Origin of the sequence: Massilia phyllostachyos (genome assembly GCF_021044825.1) — a bacterium.
GTDB lineage: Bacteria > Pseudomonadota > Gammaproteobacteria > Burkholderiales > Burkholderiaceae_D > Telluria > Telluria phyllostachyos.
This window is the reverse complement of the sequence record NZ_JAJNOC010000003.1, coordinates 357,228-374,462: the sequence shown is the minus strand read 5'-3', so window position 1 is coordinate 374,462 and position 17,235 is coordinate 357,228. Positions and strand designations below refer to the sequence as shown.

Annotated in this window: 14 protein-coding genes; 5 read left to right on the top strand and 9 right to left on the bottom strand. The window is 68.0% G+C overall.

Annotation, left to right across the window (positions count from 1 at the left end):
- The first annotated feature begins 46 nt into the window (after window positions 1–46).
- The gene (locus LQ564_RS12635) at window positions 47–952 is read left to right on the top strand and encodes a LysR family transcriptional regulator (RefSeq protein ID WP_231058444.1); all 906 of its coding nucleotides are present in this window, start codon (window positions 47–49) and stop codon (window positions 950–952) included.
- A gap of 122 nt (window positions 953–1,074) precedes the next feature.
- On the opposite strand, the gene LQ564_RS12630 is transcribed toward LQ564_RS12635, so the two are convergent.
- The 6 genes from LQ564_RS12630 to LQ564_RS12605 all read right to left on the bottom strand — a co-directional run bounded on the left by LQ564_RS12630 (window position 1,075) and on the right by LQ564_RS12605 (window position 7,916).
- A complete protein-coding gene (locus LQ564_RS12630) occupies window positions 1,075–2,790 on the bottom strand; it encodes a tetratricopeptide repeat-containing response regulator (protein WP_231058443.1) in 1,716 nt (571 codons plus the stop codon).
- On the bottom strand, window positions 2,787–3,494 hold the full coding sequence (locus LQ564_RS12625; RefSeq protein ID WP_231058442.1) for a sensor histidine kinase: 708 nt from the start codon (window positions 3,492–3,494) through the stop codon (window positions 2,787–2,789). The genes LQ564_RS12630 and LQ564_RS12625 overlap by 4 nt, the downstream gene beginning before the upstream one ends.
- Window positions 3,495–3,582: 88 nt before the next feature.
- The gene (mnmC1, locus tag LQ564_RS12620; RefSeq protein ID WP_371873480.1) at window positions 3,583–5,250 is read right to left on the bottom strand and encodes an FAD-dependent 5-carboxymethylaminomethyl-2-thiouridine(34) oxidoreductase MnmC1; all 1,668 of its coding nucleotides are present in this window, start codon (window positions 5,248–5,250) and stop codon (window positions 3,583–3,585) included.
- Window positions 5,226–5,789, bottom strand: a complete 564-nt coding sequence (locus tag LQ564_RS12615; RefSeq protein WP_231058441.1) for a DNA-3-methyladenine glycosylase I — start codon at window positions 5,787–5,789, stop codon at window positions 5,226–5,228. Before LQ564_RS12615 ends, mnmC1 begins: the two co-directional genes overlap by 25 nt.
- A gap of 16 nt (window positions 5,790–5,805) precedes the next feature.
- Complete coding sequence (locus LQ564_RS12610; protein ID WP_231058440.1) at window positions 5,806–6,870, bottom strand: glycosyltransferase family 4 protein; 1,065 nt, start codon at window positions 6,868–6,870, stop codon at window positions 5,806–5,808.
- Window positions 6,867–7,916, bottom strand: a complete 1,050-nt coding sequence (locus tag LQ564_RS12605; protein ID WP_231058439.1) for a glycosyltransferase family 9 protein — start codon at window positions 7,914–7,916, stop codon at window positions 6,867–6,869. Before LQ564_RS12605 ends, LQ564_RS12610 begins: the two co-directional genes overlap by 4 nt.
- 292 nt (window positions 7,917–8,208) lie before the next feature.
- Between LQ564_RS12605 and LQ564_RS12600 the strand changes: the two genes are divergently transcribed.
- The 4 genes from LQ564_RS12600 to LQ564_RS12585 are packed head-to-tail and all read left to right on the top strand — an operon-like array spanning window position 8,209 to window position 12,354.
- Window positions 8,209–9,195 carry a serine/threonine-protein kinase gene (locus LQ564_RS12600; RefSeq protein WP_231058438.1) on the top strand — a complete coding sequence of 329 codons (987 nt, stop codon included), beginning with the start codon at window positions 8,209–8,211 and terminating at the stop codon, window positions 9,193–9,195.
- On the top strand, window positions 9,192–10,364 hold the full coding sequence (locus LQ564_RS12595; protein WP_231058437.1) for a GspE/PulE/PilB domain-containing protein: 1,173 nt from the start codon (window positions 9,192–9,194) through the stop codon (window positions 10,362–10,364). The genes LQ564_RS12600 and LQ564_RS12595 overlap by 4 nt, the downstream gene beginning before the upstream one ends.
- Window positions 10,365–10,403: 39 nt before the next feature.
- Window positions 10,404–11,240 (top strand): PP2C family protein-serine/threonine phosphatase, encoded by an 837-nt coding sequence (locus LQ564_RS12590; RefSeq protein WP_231058436.1) that lies wholly within the window; start codon window positions 10,404–10,406, stop codon window positions 11,238–11,240.
- A 10-nt stretch (window positions 11,241–11,250) separates the two neighbouring features.
- Entirely contained in the window at window positions 11,251–12,354 is a 1,104-nt protein-coding gene (locus LQ564_RS12585) for an aldose epimerase family protein (RefSeq protein WP_231058435.1), read from the top strand.
- A 195-nt stretch (window positions 12,355–12,549) separates the two neighbouring features.
- Here the strand turns inward: LQ564_RS12585 and LQ564_RS12580 are convergent, their stop codons facing one another.
- The 3 genes from LQ564_RS12580 to tssM are packed head-to-tail and all read right to left on the bottom strand — an operon-like array spanning window position 12,550 to window position 17,224.
- On the bottom strand, window positions 12,550–13,041 hold the full coding sequence (locus tag LQ564_RS12580; protein ID WP_231058434.1) for a hypothetical protein: 492 nt from the start codon (window positions 13,039–13,041) through the stop codon (window positions 12,550–12,552).
- Between the two features lie 44 nt (window positions 13,042–13,085).
- Window positions 13,086–13,697, bottom strand: coding sequence for a type VI secretion system-associated protein TagF (gene tagF / locus LQ564_RS12575; protein WP_231058433.1), 612 nt, complete (start codon window positions 13,695–13,697; stop codon window positions 13,086–13,088).
- Entirely contained in the window at window positions 13,694–17,224 is a 3,531-nt protein-coding gene (gene tssM, locus LQ564_RS12570) for a type VI secretion system membrane subunit TssM (protein WP_231058432.1), read from the bottom strand. Before tssM ends, tagF begins: the two co-directional genes overlap by 4 nt.
- Window positions 17,225–17,235 lie beyond the last annotated feature (11 nt).

The following is a 17,235-nucleotide window of genomic DNA, read 5'->3' as shown; positions in this document are numbered from 1 at the left end:
CGTACAATCCGATCAACATCGAACGGGTTGTACGAAAAAGCGAACAATGAAAATCGATCTCGGAGACTTGTCCGCCTTTGTGGCGGTAGCGCGCGCCGGCGGCTTTCGCGACGCCGCGCGCCTGAGCGACAGCAGCGCATCCGGCCTGAGCGACGCGGTGCGGCGCCTGGAAGCGCGCCTCGGCGTGCGCCTGCTGAACCGTACCACGCGCAGTGTCGTGCCCACCGAGGCCGGCCAGAGCCTGCTGGCGCGGCTCGATCCCGTGCTGAGTGAAGTGGAAAGCGCGCTCGACGTCGTCAACGGCTTTCGCGACACCCCGGCCGGGACCCTGCGCCTGAACGTGCCGATGAGCGCCGCGCGCCTGGTGCTGCCCTCGATCGTGCCGCGCTTCCTGGCCGCCTATCCCGAGATCCGGCTCGAAGTCACCGCCGAGGAAAGCTTCGTCGACGTGCTGGCGGCCGGCTGCGACGCCGGCATCCGCTACGAGGAGCGGCTGGAGCAGGACATGGTGGCGGTGCCGATCGGCCCGCGCGTGCAGCGCCTCGCTGCGGCGGCCTCACCCGATTACCTGGCGCGGCGCGGGCGTCCCGAGCATCCGCGCGACCTGCTTTCCCACGACTGCCTGCGCGGTCGCTTTCCCAGCGGGGCGATGATCGACTGGCAGTTCGAGCGCGAGGGCGAGGTCTTGACCGTGGATCCGTCCGGGCCGCTGCTGGTGCAGATCGGCGGGGCGGTCGATCTGGCGGTCGATGCGGCGGTGGCGGGGACCGGGATCGTGTATCTGTTCGAGGATTGGCTGAAGCCGTATCTGGCGCGGGGTGAATTGGCGCCGGTGCTGGAGGAGTGGTGGCCGCGGTTTTCGGGGCCGTATTTGTATTATGCGGGGCGGCGATTGCTGCCAGCTCCCTTGCGGGCTTTCGTCGACTTCGTCAAGAGCGAAGCGGTACGCTAGCAAACTTGGTTCCCGGCCTTCGCCGGGATGACGGTCTTGAGGCTAACGGCTAACTCAAACAACGTCGTACGCGCCACTGGCGCCTACGAATTCCGGCGAAGGCCGGAACCCAAGTTCGTCGATCAGCTCGCAGCGTCCGCACTAGCCTCGGCCACCGGCCCCTCCTCCACCTTCGGCGCCAACGCCAGCAACTGCTCGATCAACTGCGCAAACCGCTGCTGCCCCGGCGCCAGCCGGTCCGCCTGCCCCAGCACCGCATGCGCCTCGTCCGACAGCAGGATGCTGAACCCGCGCTGCTGCATGCACGACACCAGGATCTGCGCCGAATTGAACAGGATGCGCACATTGTGCGGCAGCGCCGCGCGCGCATTCCTCATCCACTCCACCGCCTCCGGCAGCTTGTTGGTCTTCCACAGCAAGACGCCCTGGTTCATCAGGTCGACCGCTTCCTTGCGCGCCTTGCGGATCAGGGCCTCGCCTTCGTCGCCCATGCGCGCCTTCTCGAAAATCTTCTGCACCTCGTCCTGCAGCAGCACGTTGTCGTGGTTGTTGCGGATCACGTAGCACAGCAGCTCGACCGGCGCTTCCTTCACGCCGACCGCGAACAGCAGGGTCGCCATCTCGATGCAGGTCGGCACGTCGGGACGTTCCGGCGTCGCGCTCAAGAGGGCTTCCAGTTCGTCGCCGGCCTTGCGCGCGCGCCGGTAGTCGCCGCTCTCGTGGTACACCAGGCCCTCGGTGATCTTGGCGCGCAGCGCGATGTCCGGGTGCTCGGCCGAGAACTCGCGCACCGCCGCGTTCAAGAGCAGCAGCGCTTCCTTCGGATCGTTCTTCAGCCCGCACACGCGCGCCAGGCCAAGATAAGCGTCGGGCGTCTTGCGGATCGAATACTCGCCGATCGCGATGCACTTGCGGAAGGCCTTCTCGGCCATGCCGACGTTCCCCAGCTTCAGGCAGGCCTGGCCCAGGCTGCGCTGGCGCGGCACCGAATTCGGCGACAGCTTGGCGGCGCGCTCCAGGATGCCGAGCGCCTCCTCGTGCTTGCCCATGTTCTGGTAGGCGCGCGCCAGCTGGTCGTAGGCGTCGATGTAGTAGCGGTTCTCGGCGATCACGGTGGCGAACATCTGGCGCGCCTGCTCGTAGTCGCCGTCGGCCATGCGGATCTTGGCCAGGCCCGAGCGCGCCCACTGGTACTCGCGCTGGGCCAGCACCCGCTCGTAGGTCTCGCGCGCCTTGGCCGGCTCGCCGCACCGCTCCATCAGGCGCGCCTTCATGCGCAGCAGGTCGATCTCGTGGGCGCGGTTGCCGGCGATCTGCTCGTCGCACAGGCGCGCCGCGCGCAGGTAGTCCTTCTCGGCGTAGGCGTGGTCGATCGGGTTGAAGATCTGCTTCTTGCGCCATACCCGGTTCAGGCGCGTGAGCAGCACGCCCTCGGTGATCGGCTTGACCAGGTAGGCGTCCGGCTGGTGCTCGGCCGCGCCCATCACCGATTCGACGGTCTTCTCGGCCGACACCATCAGGAACACGCTCGAGGGCAGCAGCAGGTTGCGCATGCGCGCCTCTTCCAGCACCTGCTGGCCGTTCTTGCCCTCGCCCAGGTTGTAGTCGCACAGGACCACGTCGTAGCGGGTCTTGTTCAGCAGCGCCATCGCCTCGCCGCCGCTGGAAGCCTGGTCGATGTTGCGCGCGCCCAGGCTGCGCAGGCTCTCGCGCAGCAGCTGGCGCACGCCGATGAAGTCGTCGACCACCAGGTAGTTCTTGCCGGCCCAGTCGACCTGCTCGGCGACCACGGGCAGCGCGGGCGCGGCTGGGCTGATGAAGTTGACGGGGGTGTTCATGGCAGGGCCAGGATGAAGCAGCCGCCGCCGAGCGCGCCGCCGTTCTCGAGGCGCACGCTGCCCGCGCGCTCGCGGTGGCGGTGCATGCGCGCGACTTCGCGCGAGAAGTGCAGGCCCAGGCCGGCGCTGTTGGTCAGGAAGTTCACGCCGCTGGCGTTCGCATCCAGCGCGGCGCCGCCGGCCTCCAGCAGCGACGGCGGGTAACCGTCGCCGTTGTCCTCGACGCGGATCTCGAGCCAGCCATCGCGCTCGCGCGCCGATAGGCGAATGCGGTCGCGCGTGTAGTGCACGGCGTTGTTGACCGCGTGCGAGACCACGCCGACGATCAGGTCTTCGTCGACATGCCAGAGCAGCTGCGCATCGACGTCGAGTTCGAGCGCCACGCCGCGCGAGGCCAGCAGCACGCGACCCAGCGCCACCACTTGCTCGACCAGCTGGCCGATCTCGAGCGGCTGCACGTCGAAGGGATATTCGGGGGTGCCGACGCGCTTGTACAGCGCCAGCAGCTGCATCAGGTTGTCGTTCAGGCGGCGCGTCTGGTACAGCATCTGCGCCATCTGCCCGTAGGCCTTTTCGGTCTCGGGGGACGCGCCGTCGAGCAGGCGCTCCAGCGTGCCGGACAGGACACTGATCGAGTTCTTCATATCGTGCGCGGTGGACGCGAGGAACAGGAACAGCTCGCTCGATTGTGGGGAATCATCCATGGGGTCCGCAGCTGGAAAAAGTTACCGTACGTCAATTATACCGTCGGGAATTTGACAATCCCGTGTCCGGATGTAACTTATGGCTGCGTTACAACAATCCAGGCGCCGGGGCGCGGCTGCCGCGCCGGGCGCGCAGTACGAAACGGGCCGGGTCGAGGGCATCGACCAGCGCCATTTCCAGCGGCAGCGGCTCGCCTTCCAGCTGGGCGGCCAGGAGTTCCGCCGCCAGCGGCGCCCAGATCAGGCCGCGCGACGCATAGCCGAGCAGGCCAAGCAGGCCCGGATGGCGCGGCACGTCGCGCAGGCGCTCGGTGCTGCCGGCCGCGGCGAAATCCGGCAGGCGGCCGACCAGCGGCAGACGGTCCGGCGCCACGCAGCGGAATCCCACGCGGCCCGCCAGCGCTGCGCCTTCGGCCGCTGCCGGATCCGACACCAGGTTGCGCAGCCGTTCGATGTTCTCCGCCTGGCTCTCTTCCCGCAGCAGCGGGTCGCCATCGAGGTCGTAGGTGGCGCCGGCGCAGGCGACGCCGTTCGCGGCCGGGGTCAGGTAGGCTTCGCGGCACAGCACCAGCGGCAGTGCCGGCAGGCTGGCGCCGTCCAGGTGGGTGACCTGGCCGCGCAGGCTCGCGAGCGGCAGGTCGGCCGATTGCGCCAGGCCGCGCGCGCCGACGCCGTTGGCCAGCACCACGGTGGGCGCCTGCGCGACGACCTTCCCCTCCCCATCGCGCACCAGCCATGCGCCGTCCACCCGTTCCAGCCCGATCGAGCCGATGCCGAAACGCCGCGTCAGCCGCGCGCCGCAGGCATCCAGCATTGCCGCGCAGACGCTGCCGGGACGCGCCCAGCCGCCCTGCGGGAACAGCCAGCCGCCATCCGGCGCCGGCAGGCCGAGCAGGCGTTCCGCCTCCGGCCGTTCGAGCCAGCGTGCGAATGCCGGCGGCAAGCGCCCCTCTTGCGCGATGGCGCGCGACACCGCGGCGTGATCCGCGTCGCGCGCCAGCTGCAGCACGCCGCAGGCGTCACCTTCGATCGCGCGGCCGATGCCGCCGAGCTGCTCCCATGCGCGCAGGGCGTACAGGTAGGCGGCGCGGGTCAGGCGGGTCGGGATGTTGTCGTCCCGCGAAAGCAGCGGCATGAAGATGCCGGCCAGGTTGCCCGAGGCTTCCATCGCCGGCTCGGGATGGCGCTCGACCAGGGTGACGTCCCAGCCGCGCGCGCACAGGGCGGCGCAGGCAGCGGAACCCGCCAGGCCGGCGCCGACCACGATGGCGCGCCGTTCGGGCGTCGGCGGCATGGGCAGCCGCGGCTTGCGGCTGGCGAAGACGGCGTGGCCGGACTCGCCTTCGAACACGAAGCCCTGCGCCTGCAGCGCGGCGCGCTGCTCTGCGTCCAGTCCGTCTGCGAACAGGCGCGCCCCCAGCGCCACGATGCGCGCCAGCGGCCGCGCGAAAGCCGTGCCGGTCACTCCCTCTAGGAAGACCGCGTCCGGCTGCGCGCCGAGCTGCGCCAGCGCCTCTTCCAGGGGCGCGCAGACCGAGGTCAGCGTCAGGCGCGGATCGGCCTGCGGGATGCGGTGAAAGCCCGGCTGCAAATCAGGCGCGAGCGCCACGATGTGCAGCCGCGCCGGCCGATCGGCATCTCCGCGCCAGGCGTCCTGCAAGGCGCCGGCGTCGCAGGACGTCGCGAACACCGTATAGCGCTCGCGGCCCCGCCAGTGCGCGCGCAGGCCGATCATCGCCCTGCGTGGCGGAAGCACGCCCGGTCATGGTCGTCCACCACGCCGATACCCTGCAGGTAGGCGTAGATGATGGTCGAGCCGACGAACTTGAAGCCGCGTTGGCCCAGGTCTTTCGAGATGCGGTCCGAAAGTTCGGTTTTCGCCGGGCGCGAGCCGTCCGGCCAGTCGCTCACGATCGGCTTGCCGTCGACCCAGCCCCACAGATAGGCGTCCAGGGTGAGGCCTTGCGCGCGCATCGCCAGGTAGGCCTTGGCATTGGTGATCGCGGCCGCCACCTTCAGGCGGTTGCGCACGATGCCGGGATTGGCCAGCAGCTCGGCCACCTTGGCCTCGTCGTAGCGCGCGATCTTTTCGGCGTCCCAATCGTCGAAGGCGGCGCGGTAGGAGTCGCGCTTGTTCAGGATGGTCTCCCACGACAGCCCGGCCTGGGCGCCTTCGAGGTTGAGCATTTCGAACAGCGTGTTCTCGTCGTGACAGGGCACGCCCCACTCGTGGTCGTGGTAGGCGATATAGCGCGGGTTGGCCATATTGGCCCAGCTGCAGCGGGTCTGGTTCATCCCCGCAGTATAAACCTCAGGCCAGCACCTGGCGGTAGAGGTCGAGGTAGGCCGCCCCCGCGTTTTTCCAGCTGAAGCGGTTCGCATGCCGGCGCACGCGCGCGGCGCCATCCTCGCGATCGAAGCGCGCCAGGCCCTCGCGCAGGACCGCGCTCATGTGGTCCGGGTCGAAGCTGTCGAAGTAGAAGGCGGCGTCGCCGCCGATCTCCGGCAGGCTGGTGAAGCGCGACAGGAACACCGGCCGGCCGTGGTGCATCGCCTCCAGCACCGGCAGGCCGAAGCCTTCGGCCAGCGAGGGAAACAGGAAGGCCTCGCAATGCGCGTAGTACCAGTCCTTGTCGTGCTGGCTCACCGGCCCCGTCACCACGACGCGATCGAGCACGCCGAAGCGCGCCGCCTCCTGCAGGATCTTCTCCTTGTACGCTTCCTTGACCACGCCGGCGATCACCAGGGTCACGTCAGCCATGTCAGGCGCGCGCAGCAGCGGCGCCAGCACGTGGAAGTTCTTCTTCGGGCATACCATCCCCACCGTGAACAGGAAGCGCCCGGGCGGCTGGAAGCGCGGCGCATGGCCTGCCGGCGCGTGGCTGGCGTCGGTGCCGTTGTAGATCACCGAGATCTTGTGTTCGGCCTCGGGGAAGAAGCGCGCGATGTCGGCCTTGACGAATTCCGAGATCGCCACGATGCGGTCGACCCCGGCGATCTTGTCGCCGATCTTGCGCAGGTGGCGCGCGAGCTTCGGACTGTCGGCGGGCAGCTCGTGCACCTGGTTCAGGTCATGCACCGTCATGACGGTCTTGCCGCTGATGCGCTGCGGGCCGAAGCGGCAGTACTGGTCGGCGAAGTGGACCAGGTCGTACTGGCGCTGGCGCGGCAGATGCCAGCGGTGGAATTTGCGGTGGCGTACGTAGGAAGCCCGCTCGCCGAGGAAGCCCAGCTGCACCGGATAGGTATAGGCGCTCAAATCGACGTTGCCCTCACCCTGCCTGGCCAGTTCGCTCGTCAGGCTGTGGCCGAAGGTGTGCAGGCCGGTGTTCGCATGCCGCATGGAGTCGAGCGTGATCAGGAGCTTCGGCATCATGCCGGCACTTCCTCCCGCTGCATGCCGCGGCGGCGCAGGGACATCCTGGCGCGCCACTCGGCGATGACGCCGGCCACCTGCCCGGCCTGAATCGCCTCCATGCAGCGGCAGTGCTGCGCATCGGTGCAGGTCTCGCACGCCTGTTCGGCGCTGAGCGAGACGGCATTGCGGCCCAGCGCGCCCCAGCGCGCGATGTCGATCGGTTTGATCGGCGGGAACAGGCCGAGCGTCGGCTGGCCGAGCGCGGCCGAGACGTGCAGCGGGCCGGTGCCGCTGGCGACCAGGCCGTCGGCCATGCCGATCAGCGCCACCAGCCCGGTCAGGTCGAGCCGGCCGCACAGGTTGTGCACGTTCGGGCTGGCGAGCAGCGCCTGGCCCTCGCGCGCCAGCAGTTCGCCCTCGGCGCGGCTGCCGGTGACCCAGATCGCGACGTCGGGATCGTCGCGCAGCAGCGCGGCCAGTTCGGCGTAGCGCGCCAGCGGCCACTCACGGCCGTTGCCGTTCGACTTCGGATGCAGGATCAGGTTGAAGCGTGCCGGGTCGAACATCCCGTCGACGCCGGCCGTGCGCGGGGCATCCAGGCCATACAGGGCGCACAGCTCGGGCAGTTCCGGCTGGTGCTCGATGCCGATCGCCTTGAGCAGGGCGAAGTTCAGCTGCGCCTCGTGCAGCGGCGAGCGTGCGCGGCTGAAATGCGCCAAGCGGTTGCAGCTGATCCAGTGGTGCAGGCGGTGGCTGCTGCCGACCCGGTTGGCCACGTGGGCGCGGCGCGCGGCGCGGCCGATGGCGCGGTGCGGGAAGGCGAAGATGACGGTGTCGTAGTCATGGTCGCGGAACAGGCGGTCGATGTCGAGTTCTTCCAGCGCCAGCACCCGGTCGACGTGGCGGCAACAGCGCACCACCGGCGCGGCGTAGGCACGGCAGACCAGGTCGACCTGCACACCCGGAATCAGCCCTTTCAGGTAGCCCGCCAGCGGCAGGGTGAGAACGACGTCACCGATATTGTCGGTGCGGACGATGAGGATGCGTGACAGGGCAGGAGGCATGAACCGGGCTTCTGAAAATCGTTCAAAAACTGCTGGAATCGGGTCTATTGCTGCAGTGAAGTGTACGTGAATGTCATGCATTTGTATGCATAAGTCAGCCCATCTTTACATGTTCTAACCGGCAATACAACAACTACCGTAAAGACGCGCATTTCCCCTGTGCGCCGCCTGCACCGGGCCGGGGCGAAATGCACCAGAATGTGTCGATTTTGCATTTTTTTGGATGCCGCCGATCCGGGGCGCCGCGCTTGATTTACACTGGCGCTCTCTCCCTCGAGCCCGTCTTCGTCCCATGAACGAACCGACCCAATTCGGCAGATACCAGATGGTGCGCGTGCTGGGACGCGGCGCCATGGGGCTGGTCTACGAGGGCTTCGATCCGCGCCTGGAGCGCAAGGTCGCGATCAAGGTGATCTCCACCGCGGCGCTGGCCGACAGCGAACTGCGCGCCTCCTATTCGAGCCGCTTCGTACAGGAAGCCCAGGCGGTGGCGCGCCTGAACCATCCGCACATCGTCGGGCTCTACGACTTCGGCGAAGAGGACGGCGTCGCCTACATGGTGATGGAACTGGTGCGCGGCGAGGAGCTGGCGGCGTACTTCGACATGAGCCAGGACTTCCACCTCGACTTCACATTGGAAGACGCGGTGCGCATGACTTGCGAGCTGCTCGAAGCGCTCGGCTACGCCCACCTGCACGGCGTGATCCACCGCGACGTCAAGCCGGCCAACGTGATGCTGAGCCACGACCTGCGCGTCAAGCTGACCGACTTCGGCGTGGCGCGCATGGCCGCGGTCAGCCCCGACCAGACCGGCGCGGAGATGGTCGGCACCCCCAGCTTCATGTCGCCCGAGCAGATCACCGGCCAGGCGGTCGGTCCGCAATCGGACCTGTTCGCGGCCGGGATCATCCTGTACCAGTTCCTCACCAACGAGCGGCCGTTCCGCGGCAGCGGCGTGTTCGCGGTCCAGCAGAAGATCCTGTACGACCAGCCGGTGCCGCCCAGCGTGCTCAATCCGCTCCTCAGCCCCGCCTTCGATTCGGTCCTGATGCGCGCGCTGGCCAAGCGTCCGGAGGAACGCTATCCCGATGCGGCGGCCTTCCGCGAAGACCTGCGGCGCGCGCTGAACGGCGAGAGCATCGAGCGGCCGGCGCCTTCCCCCGCGGCACCCGTGTGGCGCCTGGCCGCGGCCGCCTCTATCGATGCCGATCCGGACGCGACCCGGCTTGGTGCCCATGACCTCGACGCCACCGTGCTGGCGCCGCGCGTGCCCTCATGAGCGCGCTGGCGTGGGAGACCGATCCGGGCCGGCGCGGCGAATTCTTCCGCCAGCTGCAGCAGCTCACCACCCAGATCCACGCCACCCGCAACGTCGACGATATCATGCTCGACGTCTCGAGCGGCATCTGCAGCCTGTTCGGCGCCGACCGCCTGAGCATCTACGTGGTGGGCGAGGACAAGGCCAGCCTGGTCTCGAAAGTGAAGACCGGCCTGTCGTCCTTCCGCCAGCTGCGCCTGCCGATCTCCGCCCTGAGCGTGGCCGGCTACGCGGCCCTGTCGCGCCGCACCGTGAACCTGCACGACGTCTACGACGAGGCCGAGCTGCAGCGCTATGCGCCGGAGCTGCGCTTCCAGCAGGGCGTCGACCGCCGCACCGGCTACCGCACGCGCGAGATGCTGGTGATCCCGATCCTGCACGAGGACACCGTGATCGGCGTTTTCCAGCTAATTAACAACCTGCTCGGCGGCGCATTTTCGGCGACGGTGGTCGAAGGCGCCTCGTCGCTGTGCGAGACCCTCGCCGTGGCGTTTGCCCAGCGCCGCCAGGAAGAGGTGCGCGGGCGCGGCGGCTTCGCCGACGCCATCCGCGAATCCGCCCTGCCGCGCGGCCAGGTCGAACAGGCGCTGCAGCACGCGCGCGCCAGCGGGCAGGACATCGAGGACGTGCTGATCGACGACTTCCGCCTCAAGCTGCCGGTGGTCGGGCGCGCGCTGGCGGACCACTTCGCGGTGCCTTACCTGAGCCACCATCCGCAGCGGCGCGTGCCCGCCGACCTGATCGCCACGCTGGATCGCGCGGCCGCCGCGCGCCAGCAATGGCTGCCGGTGGCGCGCAACGACAATGGCGTGTACGTCGCCTGCGTCGATCCGGAGCAGGCCAGGCTGGGTGGCGCGGTCGTGGGCCTGTTCCCGGATGCGCGTCCCGTGTACTGCGTGACCACGCGGCGCGACTTCGCGGCCATGCTCGACCACTACTACGGCCCGGAGAGCATGCCCGCGCCGGCATCGATCGGGGCGCAGCAGCAGTCGCAGCTGCTGGGCGCGGTCGCGTCGCTGGTCGCGGGCAGCCACGCGCAAGGACTGTCCGACCTGCGCATCGAGACCGCGCCGGGCGAGCGGCCGGGCGAGATCCGCTTCACCGTCAGCGGCGTGATGCGCCTGCCATGACGGGACATTTTCAGGCATACAACCATAAAGACAACGCCGATGCATACCTGGACCCAGCTCACCCCCAGCATCTACCACCGCCTCGCCTTCGGCTCGGCCTACGGCCTCACCGACGTCGGCCTGGTGCGCCAGTCGAACGAGGACAACTTCCTGATCGACCCCGAACTGCGCATCGTCGCGGTGGCGGACGGCATGGGCGGGCATGACGGCGGCGAGGTCGCCGCCCACCTGGCCCTGAGCTCCCTGCGCACGTCCCTGGTGAACGCGGACCCGTTCCGTTGCGCCCTGCCCGCCCGTGGAACCATGCTCGACCCGGACGCGACCTGGCAGGACGAGCATATGTGCGCGGTGCTGGCGGTGCACGAGGCGGTCGACCATGCGAACGCCCAGGTCTATGGCGCCAATGTGCGTAACGGCCATGGCGACGGCGCCGGCATGGGGACGACGCTGAGCGGCTTCTGGCAATGGATGCCGGACGGACCGCTGGCGCTGTTCCATGTCGGGGACAGCCGCATCTACCGCTATCGCGCCGGCGAATTGACGGTGCTGACGCGCGACCAGACCCTGTACCAGCAGGCGCTCGAATCCGGCGCCTCCGAAGGACTGCCGCCGCGGAATCTGCTGCTGCAGGCGATCGGGCCGACGGGCATGGTGGCGCCGGACGTCAAGGTGTGCGAGGTCAGGCGCGGCGACCTGTACCTGCTGTGCAGCGACGGCTTGTACGGGAACACGCCGCATGGCGCAATCGCGCAGGTGCTGGGCCACGCGTCGGCGCAGTCGCTGGATGCCTGCTGCGAAGAGCTGATCGCGCTGGCCAAGGCGCACGGCAGCCGCGACAACATCACGGCGGTGTTAGCATTGGCGGATGGGCACTGAAAAACTTCGCATGACGAACGTGGGACGCACTGCCAGGGCGGCGTCCCTGCTTGCCGCCTTGGCGGCGTGCGGCGCAGTCCAGGCGGCGCCGGCCTGCACGGTGCAGACCCGGCCCTTCGGCACGCTGACCACCGGCGAACAGGTGCGCGCCTACACCATCCGCAACGCGCGCATCGAAGTCACGATCCTGGACTACGGCGGCATCATCCACGCCATCAAGGTGCCCGATCGCGAGGGCAAGGTCAGGAACGTGGTTCGCACCCTGGAAAAGCTGTCCGACTACGAGGGCAACGCCACGTTCTCGAAGATCGTGGGACGGTTCGCAGGACGCATCGGAGGCGGCGGGTTCACGCTCGACGGCAAGCGCTACGACCTAATGTCCCGGCCGGATGGCGTCTCGGTCCATGGCGGGCCAGGGGGATTCGGCAGCCGCCTGTGGAATTCAAGCCCGGCCGATTGCGGCGTCGACCTGTCCCTGGCCAGCCGCGATGGAGAAAACGGCTTTCCAGGGAATCTGCAGGTGAAGGCCGAGTTCCGGGTCGTCGATGCGGACCTGCGTATCGAGTACCGGGCGGCGACCGACAAGCCGACCGTCGTCAATCTCACCCATCACGCCTTCTTCAATCTGTCGGATGCGCCGGACGTCTACGGGCACACGCTGCAGGTCAATGCCGATCAATGGCTGCCGACCGACGGCAAGCGCGTGCCGACCGGCGAGATCGCAGCCGTCACCGGCGGGCTGGACCTGCGCAAGCCTCGCGAGCTTGGCCCGGTCGCTACATCCGGCGAAGACATCGTCAAGACGAACAATGGCCTCGACCATACCTTCGTCCTGAAGGACAGGCATGCGGCCACGCTGAGCGACGCCGCCTCCGGCCGCGTGCTGGACGTGTTCACGTCCGAGCCGGGACTCGTCGTGTTTTCCACGAACGGCTGGAACGGCAGCCTGCGTGATGCGGAAGGACGTCCTTTGGTAAAGGGCAGCGGATTGGCGCTGGAGACCCAGCATTTCCCAAACAGCCCGAACATTCCCGCGTTCCCGTCGACGGTGGTCCGGCCGCAGGCGCCGCTGCGCAGCACGACGACCTTCCGCTTCAAAACCGATGCCGAGTGAGCGCCCTGCCGCCGGTTTTCGGAGGGTGGGCAAGTTCCTTGCCCACGCGTTCAAATTTAGGATGTGCTGCCACTGCGCGTCCTTGATCTAACGGGCGTTCGGCGATGCCGAACACCCTACAAATGCTGAAATGGCTAGCATCGGCAATGTCCACCATTTCTCGTTTTCTTTTGAACATCTCTGTATTTGACGTCATCAGGATCTCACCCCAATCTGGGTCTTCCTGAAGTACGCGCGGGTGGTGAAGATTGCGAGGAAGCCAATCAAGAAGGCTCCAAAGAAAAATCCGAGCAACTGCCACGCTTCTTGGGTTAAGCCGCCGCCAGCACCAGACAGTGTCCTTTCCAGGACGCGGTCGAATTTTGACAGGACGTATCCTGATAAAAATGCTGAAATAGCCTTGGCAAGGGTGCTCAACCTGCTTGCCTCATTCTGGCTATACGGCGTCGCCAAGATCGCGGCAATCCACCCGATCAAACCGCCGATCACCATTGTCAGCATATTGATGACCGTACCAGTCGCAGCACCGTTTGTCATAGCGCCTGCTGCAAAGTAAGGAAGCAATAGGCCACCCGCCAACAAGATCAGGGCAGACATGCACAGGACGATCAGCGAGGTAACTACCGTCGGTCCATGTTTGCCGAAGTCACGCTCAATGCGGACAAAAACGCTCTGCTCTTCCGACATTTCCCCCTCCGCTACCTGATGAATGGTTTGAAGAGCTGCAAGCGCTAGCTCAGGGTGGTCCAGTCGCCGTCGAGCATCGCAGTGAATGCCTGTTCCTGCGGCATCCCCGAACACAGCAGCATCGACGCCTCCACGAAAGGCCCGCCCTCGGTCCACCACAGCGTATGGCCCCGCAGGGATGCGGCCGCCATGACCGCGCGCACGCCCTCGCCCAGCGGTATCCTGACGCTAAACGGCGGCGAAGCAGCAAGCAGCGCTTGCGGCGCCCCATCGAGGCGTTCCAGCGCGAAAGCGGGATCGAGCGACTCCCGCGCCAGGTCTTCGAGCGCGTCATACCAGGCGGCCTGGCCGTGAAACCAGTCCAGCAGCGGTGGCGCCCCGACCGCGCCGAGCATCAGGGGAAAATAGCGCCCCACGCGATCCACGCTCGGCATCATCACCCCGCCGAGCCCTTCCGGCCCCAGCACACCGGGCGCGATCGCGAAGCGCCACACCGGCGCATGAAGATAGCGCTCGAGCCAGGCGGCGCCCAGCTTGTTGCGGCTGGCCCGCATGCCCTCCTGCAGCCACCCATCCCACGCCTGCACCAGCTGCGCCGGCAACCCACGCCCGACGAAGTCCCCATGCGTGCTGACCTTCCCGTAGTACCCGGTCACAGCTTGTCCACGCAGCGGAACTGTTCCAGCACGGCGCGGCGGAACGGGTTGACGACGCTGTTGGCGGTGAGCTCCAGCCCCGCCTTGCGGCCATCGACGTCGAAGACGACCTTGTAGCGCTCCCCCTGCGGCGTCGGTTCTACTACCGCCCTGTCCAGCATGCGGAACCAGGCCCACGGTCCTTCGGTCTGCACAGTGGAACGGGCGCTGGCCGGACTCACCTCCAGCTTCACCTGCCCGCCGCCTTTCCCGCTCGGCAGCTGGAACGACGCGGGCGCCAGGGCATTCGGCGCGGCATTCAGGACCTGCCCGTCGATCTCCAGCACCAGCCTGGCGATGTTCGGATCGAGCGTCACCGGTTTCAGGTCGAAGCGCATCGAGGCCTGCCGTCCGCCGTTGGCGAAGAAGGCGTCGCGGATGCGCGCCGCGCGCTGGAATTCGTCGAGCGTGCCCTGCGGGATGCCGAGCGCGCCGTTGTTGGCGGTCGCGCGCCAGCTCCAGCGCGCGCCGCCCATGTCGACATACTGCGCGAGATTCTTCTGGAAGAAGTCGTCGATCAGGCCGGCGGGACCGAACAGGCGGCCGAAATCGTCGGCGGTGACGTCCTGGCTGGAGTTGCGGACGATCGGGTAGCGCCCCGCCACCGCCTGGCGACAGAACTGGGCCGGGCCGGCGGTCCACAGGGCGTTCAGGCGTTCGCGTTCGCTGCCCGAGGTCAGGCCGGCGCCGCCGCTGTCGATGGTCTTGAGCATGCCGCCCAGCGGGGCCGGCGCGCCGTCGGCTTCCAGCTTGACCCTGGCCAGCGCATCGCCCGGCGGCGGCGGCGCGCCGGTGCGCTTGGCGCTGGCGGCGCTGTCCATGTAGACGGCGACGTCCTTCAGCATGGCCAGCTTCTGGTCGAGCGGCGGCGGCGTGCCGGAAGTCATGCGGTGCAGGTCCTCGAAGTGGGCGTCGACCGGATTCATGTCCTTGCTTGCTGCCGGCGTGCCGGGCGCGCTGCCCATCGCGCTTTCCAGCTTCTTCTTGTAGGCGCCCAGCTTGCCCATGACCTTGGCGGCGGCGGACGGCAGCTTCACCGCCTGGCTGGCGCCCAGCGTGGTCTCCTTGCCCGCCGCGACCAGGAATTTACGCAAGGGCGAATCGGCCCCGGCCAGCAGATTGGTGATGCGCGCGCCCTGCTCCAGGTTGTCGAAGGGGCGCACGGTGACGTCGTTCAGCAGCGCGTCCCACTGGGCGATGTAGTCGTCGTAATAGAGCTGCAGGACCGCCGCGCGTACCTGGTCCTGGTTGTCGGCCTGACTCGCTTCCTGCTGCGCCAGGATCCAGCGTTCCTTGTCGACGTCGGCCACCGCCTCGTCGCTCGCTTCCAGGAATTTGGCGTGGCCGGCCACCGAGAACATGCCGTTCACGCCGCGCGTGATCGGTTCGCCGCTCTTGCGCACGAAGACCGTGGCGGCTTCGCGGCCGCCCGCACCCGCCGGGCTGAAGTCGGGCAGCTTCTCGCGCGCCAGCTGGAGTTTGACGCGGTTGTAGACGCGCTGCTGCAGCGGCATGCGTGCCAGCGCAAGGCGGGTGTCGGCGACCAGGGCTGCGTCGAGCTCCGGCATCGCCTGTCCCTGCCTGAAATTCTCCATCAGCGCCAGCTCGTGCTCGGCCAGGGCCGCGCGCTGCGCTTCGCTGGCGTCCTTCAGGTTGCGATCGTCGTCGAGCGCGGCCCAAGCGGCGATCGACTCGGCGTCGAAGTGCTTCGGGTCGCCCAGCATCAGGTAGACCCGCAGCACCTCGTACAGGTACTCGGCATTGTTGGCATCGCTGCGGCGCAGCTGGGCTTCCATGCGCTGCTGCAGGCGCGGCAGCAGGGTGTCCTGCAGCAGCTTGCGGTAGGCGATGCGCGCGGCTTCGCCCAGCTTGTCGCCCTGGTACAGGCCGAAGCGGTTCAACAGCGGCACGCTCTTGTCGGCGTCGTCGTAACCGCCCGGCAGCGTGCGCGCCGCGTCCAGCACCGGCAGCAGCGCGATCGGCGAGGCCTGCGGCGGCAGCGCCGCCACGCGCCTGGCGATGTCGGCCGACCGCGCTTCCATGTCGGCGATATAGGCCTGGTTGCGCTGGTAGCTGGCGGCCATGCCCGCGCCGAGCAGCACGAACAGCACCGAGACGCCGGCGACGGCGCCCCATTGCAGCATGCGGCGGCGCTGTTCCAGCTTGTGGTTCACGCCGGCCAGCTCGGCTTCGGGGAAGATCACTCCCTGCACCAGCCTGGTGATGAAGTAGCTGCGGCCGGTGGCGCCGTTCGCCGGCACCGTCTGGCGATCGAGGCCGAAGGAAGCCGCCATCGCCCCCATCACGCGATCCAGCGGACTGCCCTCCTGGGTGCCGCTGCTGAAGTAGACGCCGCGCAGCAAGGCTTGCTGTTCATAGCGGTTGGACGCGAACACGTCGTTGAGAAATCGCCCCAGCACCTCGCCCAGGCCCGCGAACTGCTGCGGGAAGCTGTAGACCAGCGCGCGCTTGTAGGGGTCTCGCTCATGCTGCATGCGGGCGAGCATGCGGTCCTGCAGGCGCCGCTCGAGCAGGCGGAACTCTTCCGGGAAGGCGGCCAGCGCCGCGTCAAGCCCCTCTTCCTTCGCCAGCGCGAAAGTCGTGCCCCAGACCTGGGAACGCTCCTCGCGGCCGAGCGCGTCGAAGTACTCGACGAAGCCGGCCAGCAGATCGCACTTGGTCACCAGCACGTAGATCGGAAAGCGCACGCCCAGCTGCTCGTGCAGCTCCTTGATGCGTTCGCGGATCGACTGCGCCATCGAAGCACGCCAGGCCTCGTCGCCCTGCAGCAGGTCGGACACCGACACCGTGACGATCACGCCGTTGACCGGACGCCGGCGCCGGTACTTGCGCAGCAGTTGCAGGAAGCCGGTCCACGCGGCCTTGTCACTTTCGCCGTTGCTGTCCTGGGTGGTGTAGCGGCCGGCGGTGTCGAGCAGCACCGCTTCGTCGGTGAACCACCAGTCGCAGTTGCGGGTACCGCCGACGCCGCCGATCGGGCCCTTGCCCAGGCTCTCGGCCAGCGGGAACTTCAGGCCCGACTGGGTCAGCGCCGTGGTCTTGCCGCTGCCCGGCGCGCCGATGAACATATACCAGGGCAGCTGGTACAGGCCGCCCTTGCGGCCGTCCTTGCCTTTGCTCTTGCGCAGGATGGCGATGGCTTCCTGCATGCGCTTGTTGAGTTGCGCGACTTCGAATGCGCCTTCCGGCGCGTTTGGGGCCGCCACCTTGGGCGCGTCCTCGCCGGCGACGCTTTTCGCCAGGCGCCGGTCGGCGAGATGCGCCCGCAGCTTGCGCCAGCCGAACCAGCCGACCCATGCGAGGAACAACAGGGCGATGATGGTCCAGCGCGCGCCGCTTGAAGCGAACGGCGCGCTGCCGTCGAAGGACAGCAGCGGCGCCTCGAACCAGACCACCAGCGACAGCAGCAGCACGCCGATGAAGGCCAGTGCCGCGGGTTTGACCAGCCAGGTGAAGAAGGTTTTCATTGCGCGTACGG

What these genes read in the sequence shown, in the direction of transcription:
- LQ564_RS12635 (WP_231058444.1), top strand. Translation starts at nt 47, where the DNA reads ATGAAAATCGATCTCGGAGACTTGTCCGCCTTTGTGGCGGTAGCGCGC.
- LQ564_RS12630 (WP_231058443.1), bottom strand. Translation starts at nt 2,790, where the DNA reads ATGAACACCCCCGTCAACTTCATCAGCCCAGCCGCGCCCGCGCTGCCC.
- LQ564_RS12625 (WP_231058442.1), bottom strand. Translation starts at nt 3,494, where the DNA reads ATGGATGATTCCCCACAATCGAGCGAGCTGTTCCTGTTCCTCGCGTCC.
- LQ564_RS12615 (WP_231058441.1), bottom strand. Translation starts at nt 5,789, where the DNA reads ATGAACCAGACCCGCTGCAGCTGGGCCAATATGGCCAACCCGCGCTAT.
- LQ564_RS12610 (WP_231058440.1), bottom strand. Translation starts at nt 6,870, where the DNA reads ATGATGCCGAAGCTCCTGATCACGCTCGACTCCATGCGGCATGCGAAC.
- LQ564_RS12605 (WP_231058439.1), bottom strand. Translation starts at nt 7,916, where the DNA reads ATGCCTCCTGCCCTGTCACGCATCCTCATCGTCCGCACCGACAATATC.
- LQ564_RS12600 (WP_231058438.1), top strand. Translation starts at nt 8,209, where the DNA reads ATGAACGAACCGACCCAATTCGGCAGATACCAGATGGTGCGCGTGCTG.
- LQ564_RS12595 (WP_231058437.1), top strand. Translation starts at nt 9,192, where the DNA reads ATGAGCGCGCTGGCGTGGGAGACCGATCCGGGCCGGCGCGGCGAATTC.
- LQ564_RS12590 (WP_231058436.1), top strand. Translation starts at nt 10,404, where the DNA reads ATGCATACCTGGACCCAGCTCACCCCCAGCATCTACCACCGCCTCGCC.
- LQ564_RS12585 (WP_231058435.1), top strand. Translation starts at nt 11,251, where the DNA reads ATGACGAACGTGGGACGCACTGCCAGGGCGGCGTCCCTGCTTGCCGCC.
- LQ564_RS12580 (WP_231058434.1), bottom strand. Translation starts at nt 13,041, where the DNA reads ATGTCGGAAGAGCAGAGCGTTTTTGTCCGCATTGAGCGTGACTTCGGC.
- tssM (WP_231058432.1), bottom strand. Translation starts at nt 17,224, where the DNA reads ATGAAAACCTTCTTCACCTGGCTGGTCAAACCCGCGGCACTGGCCTTC.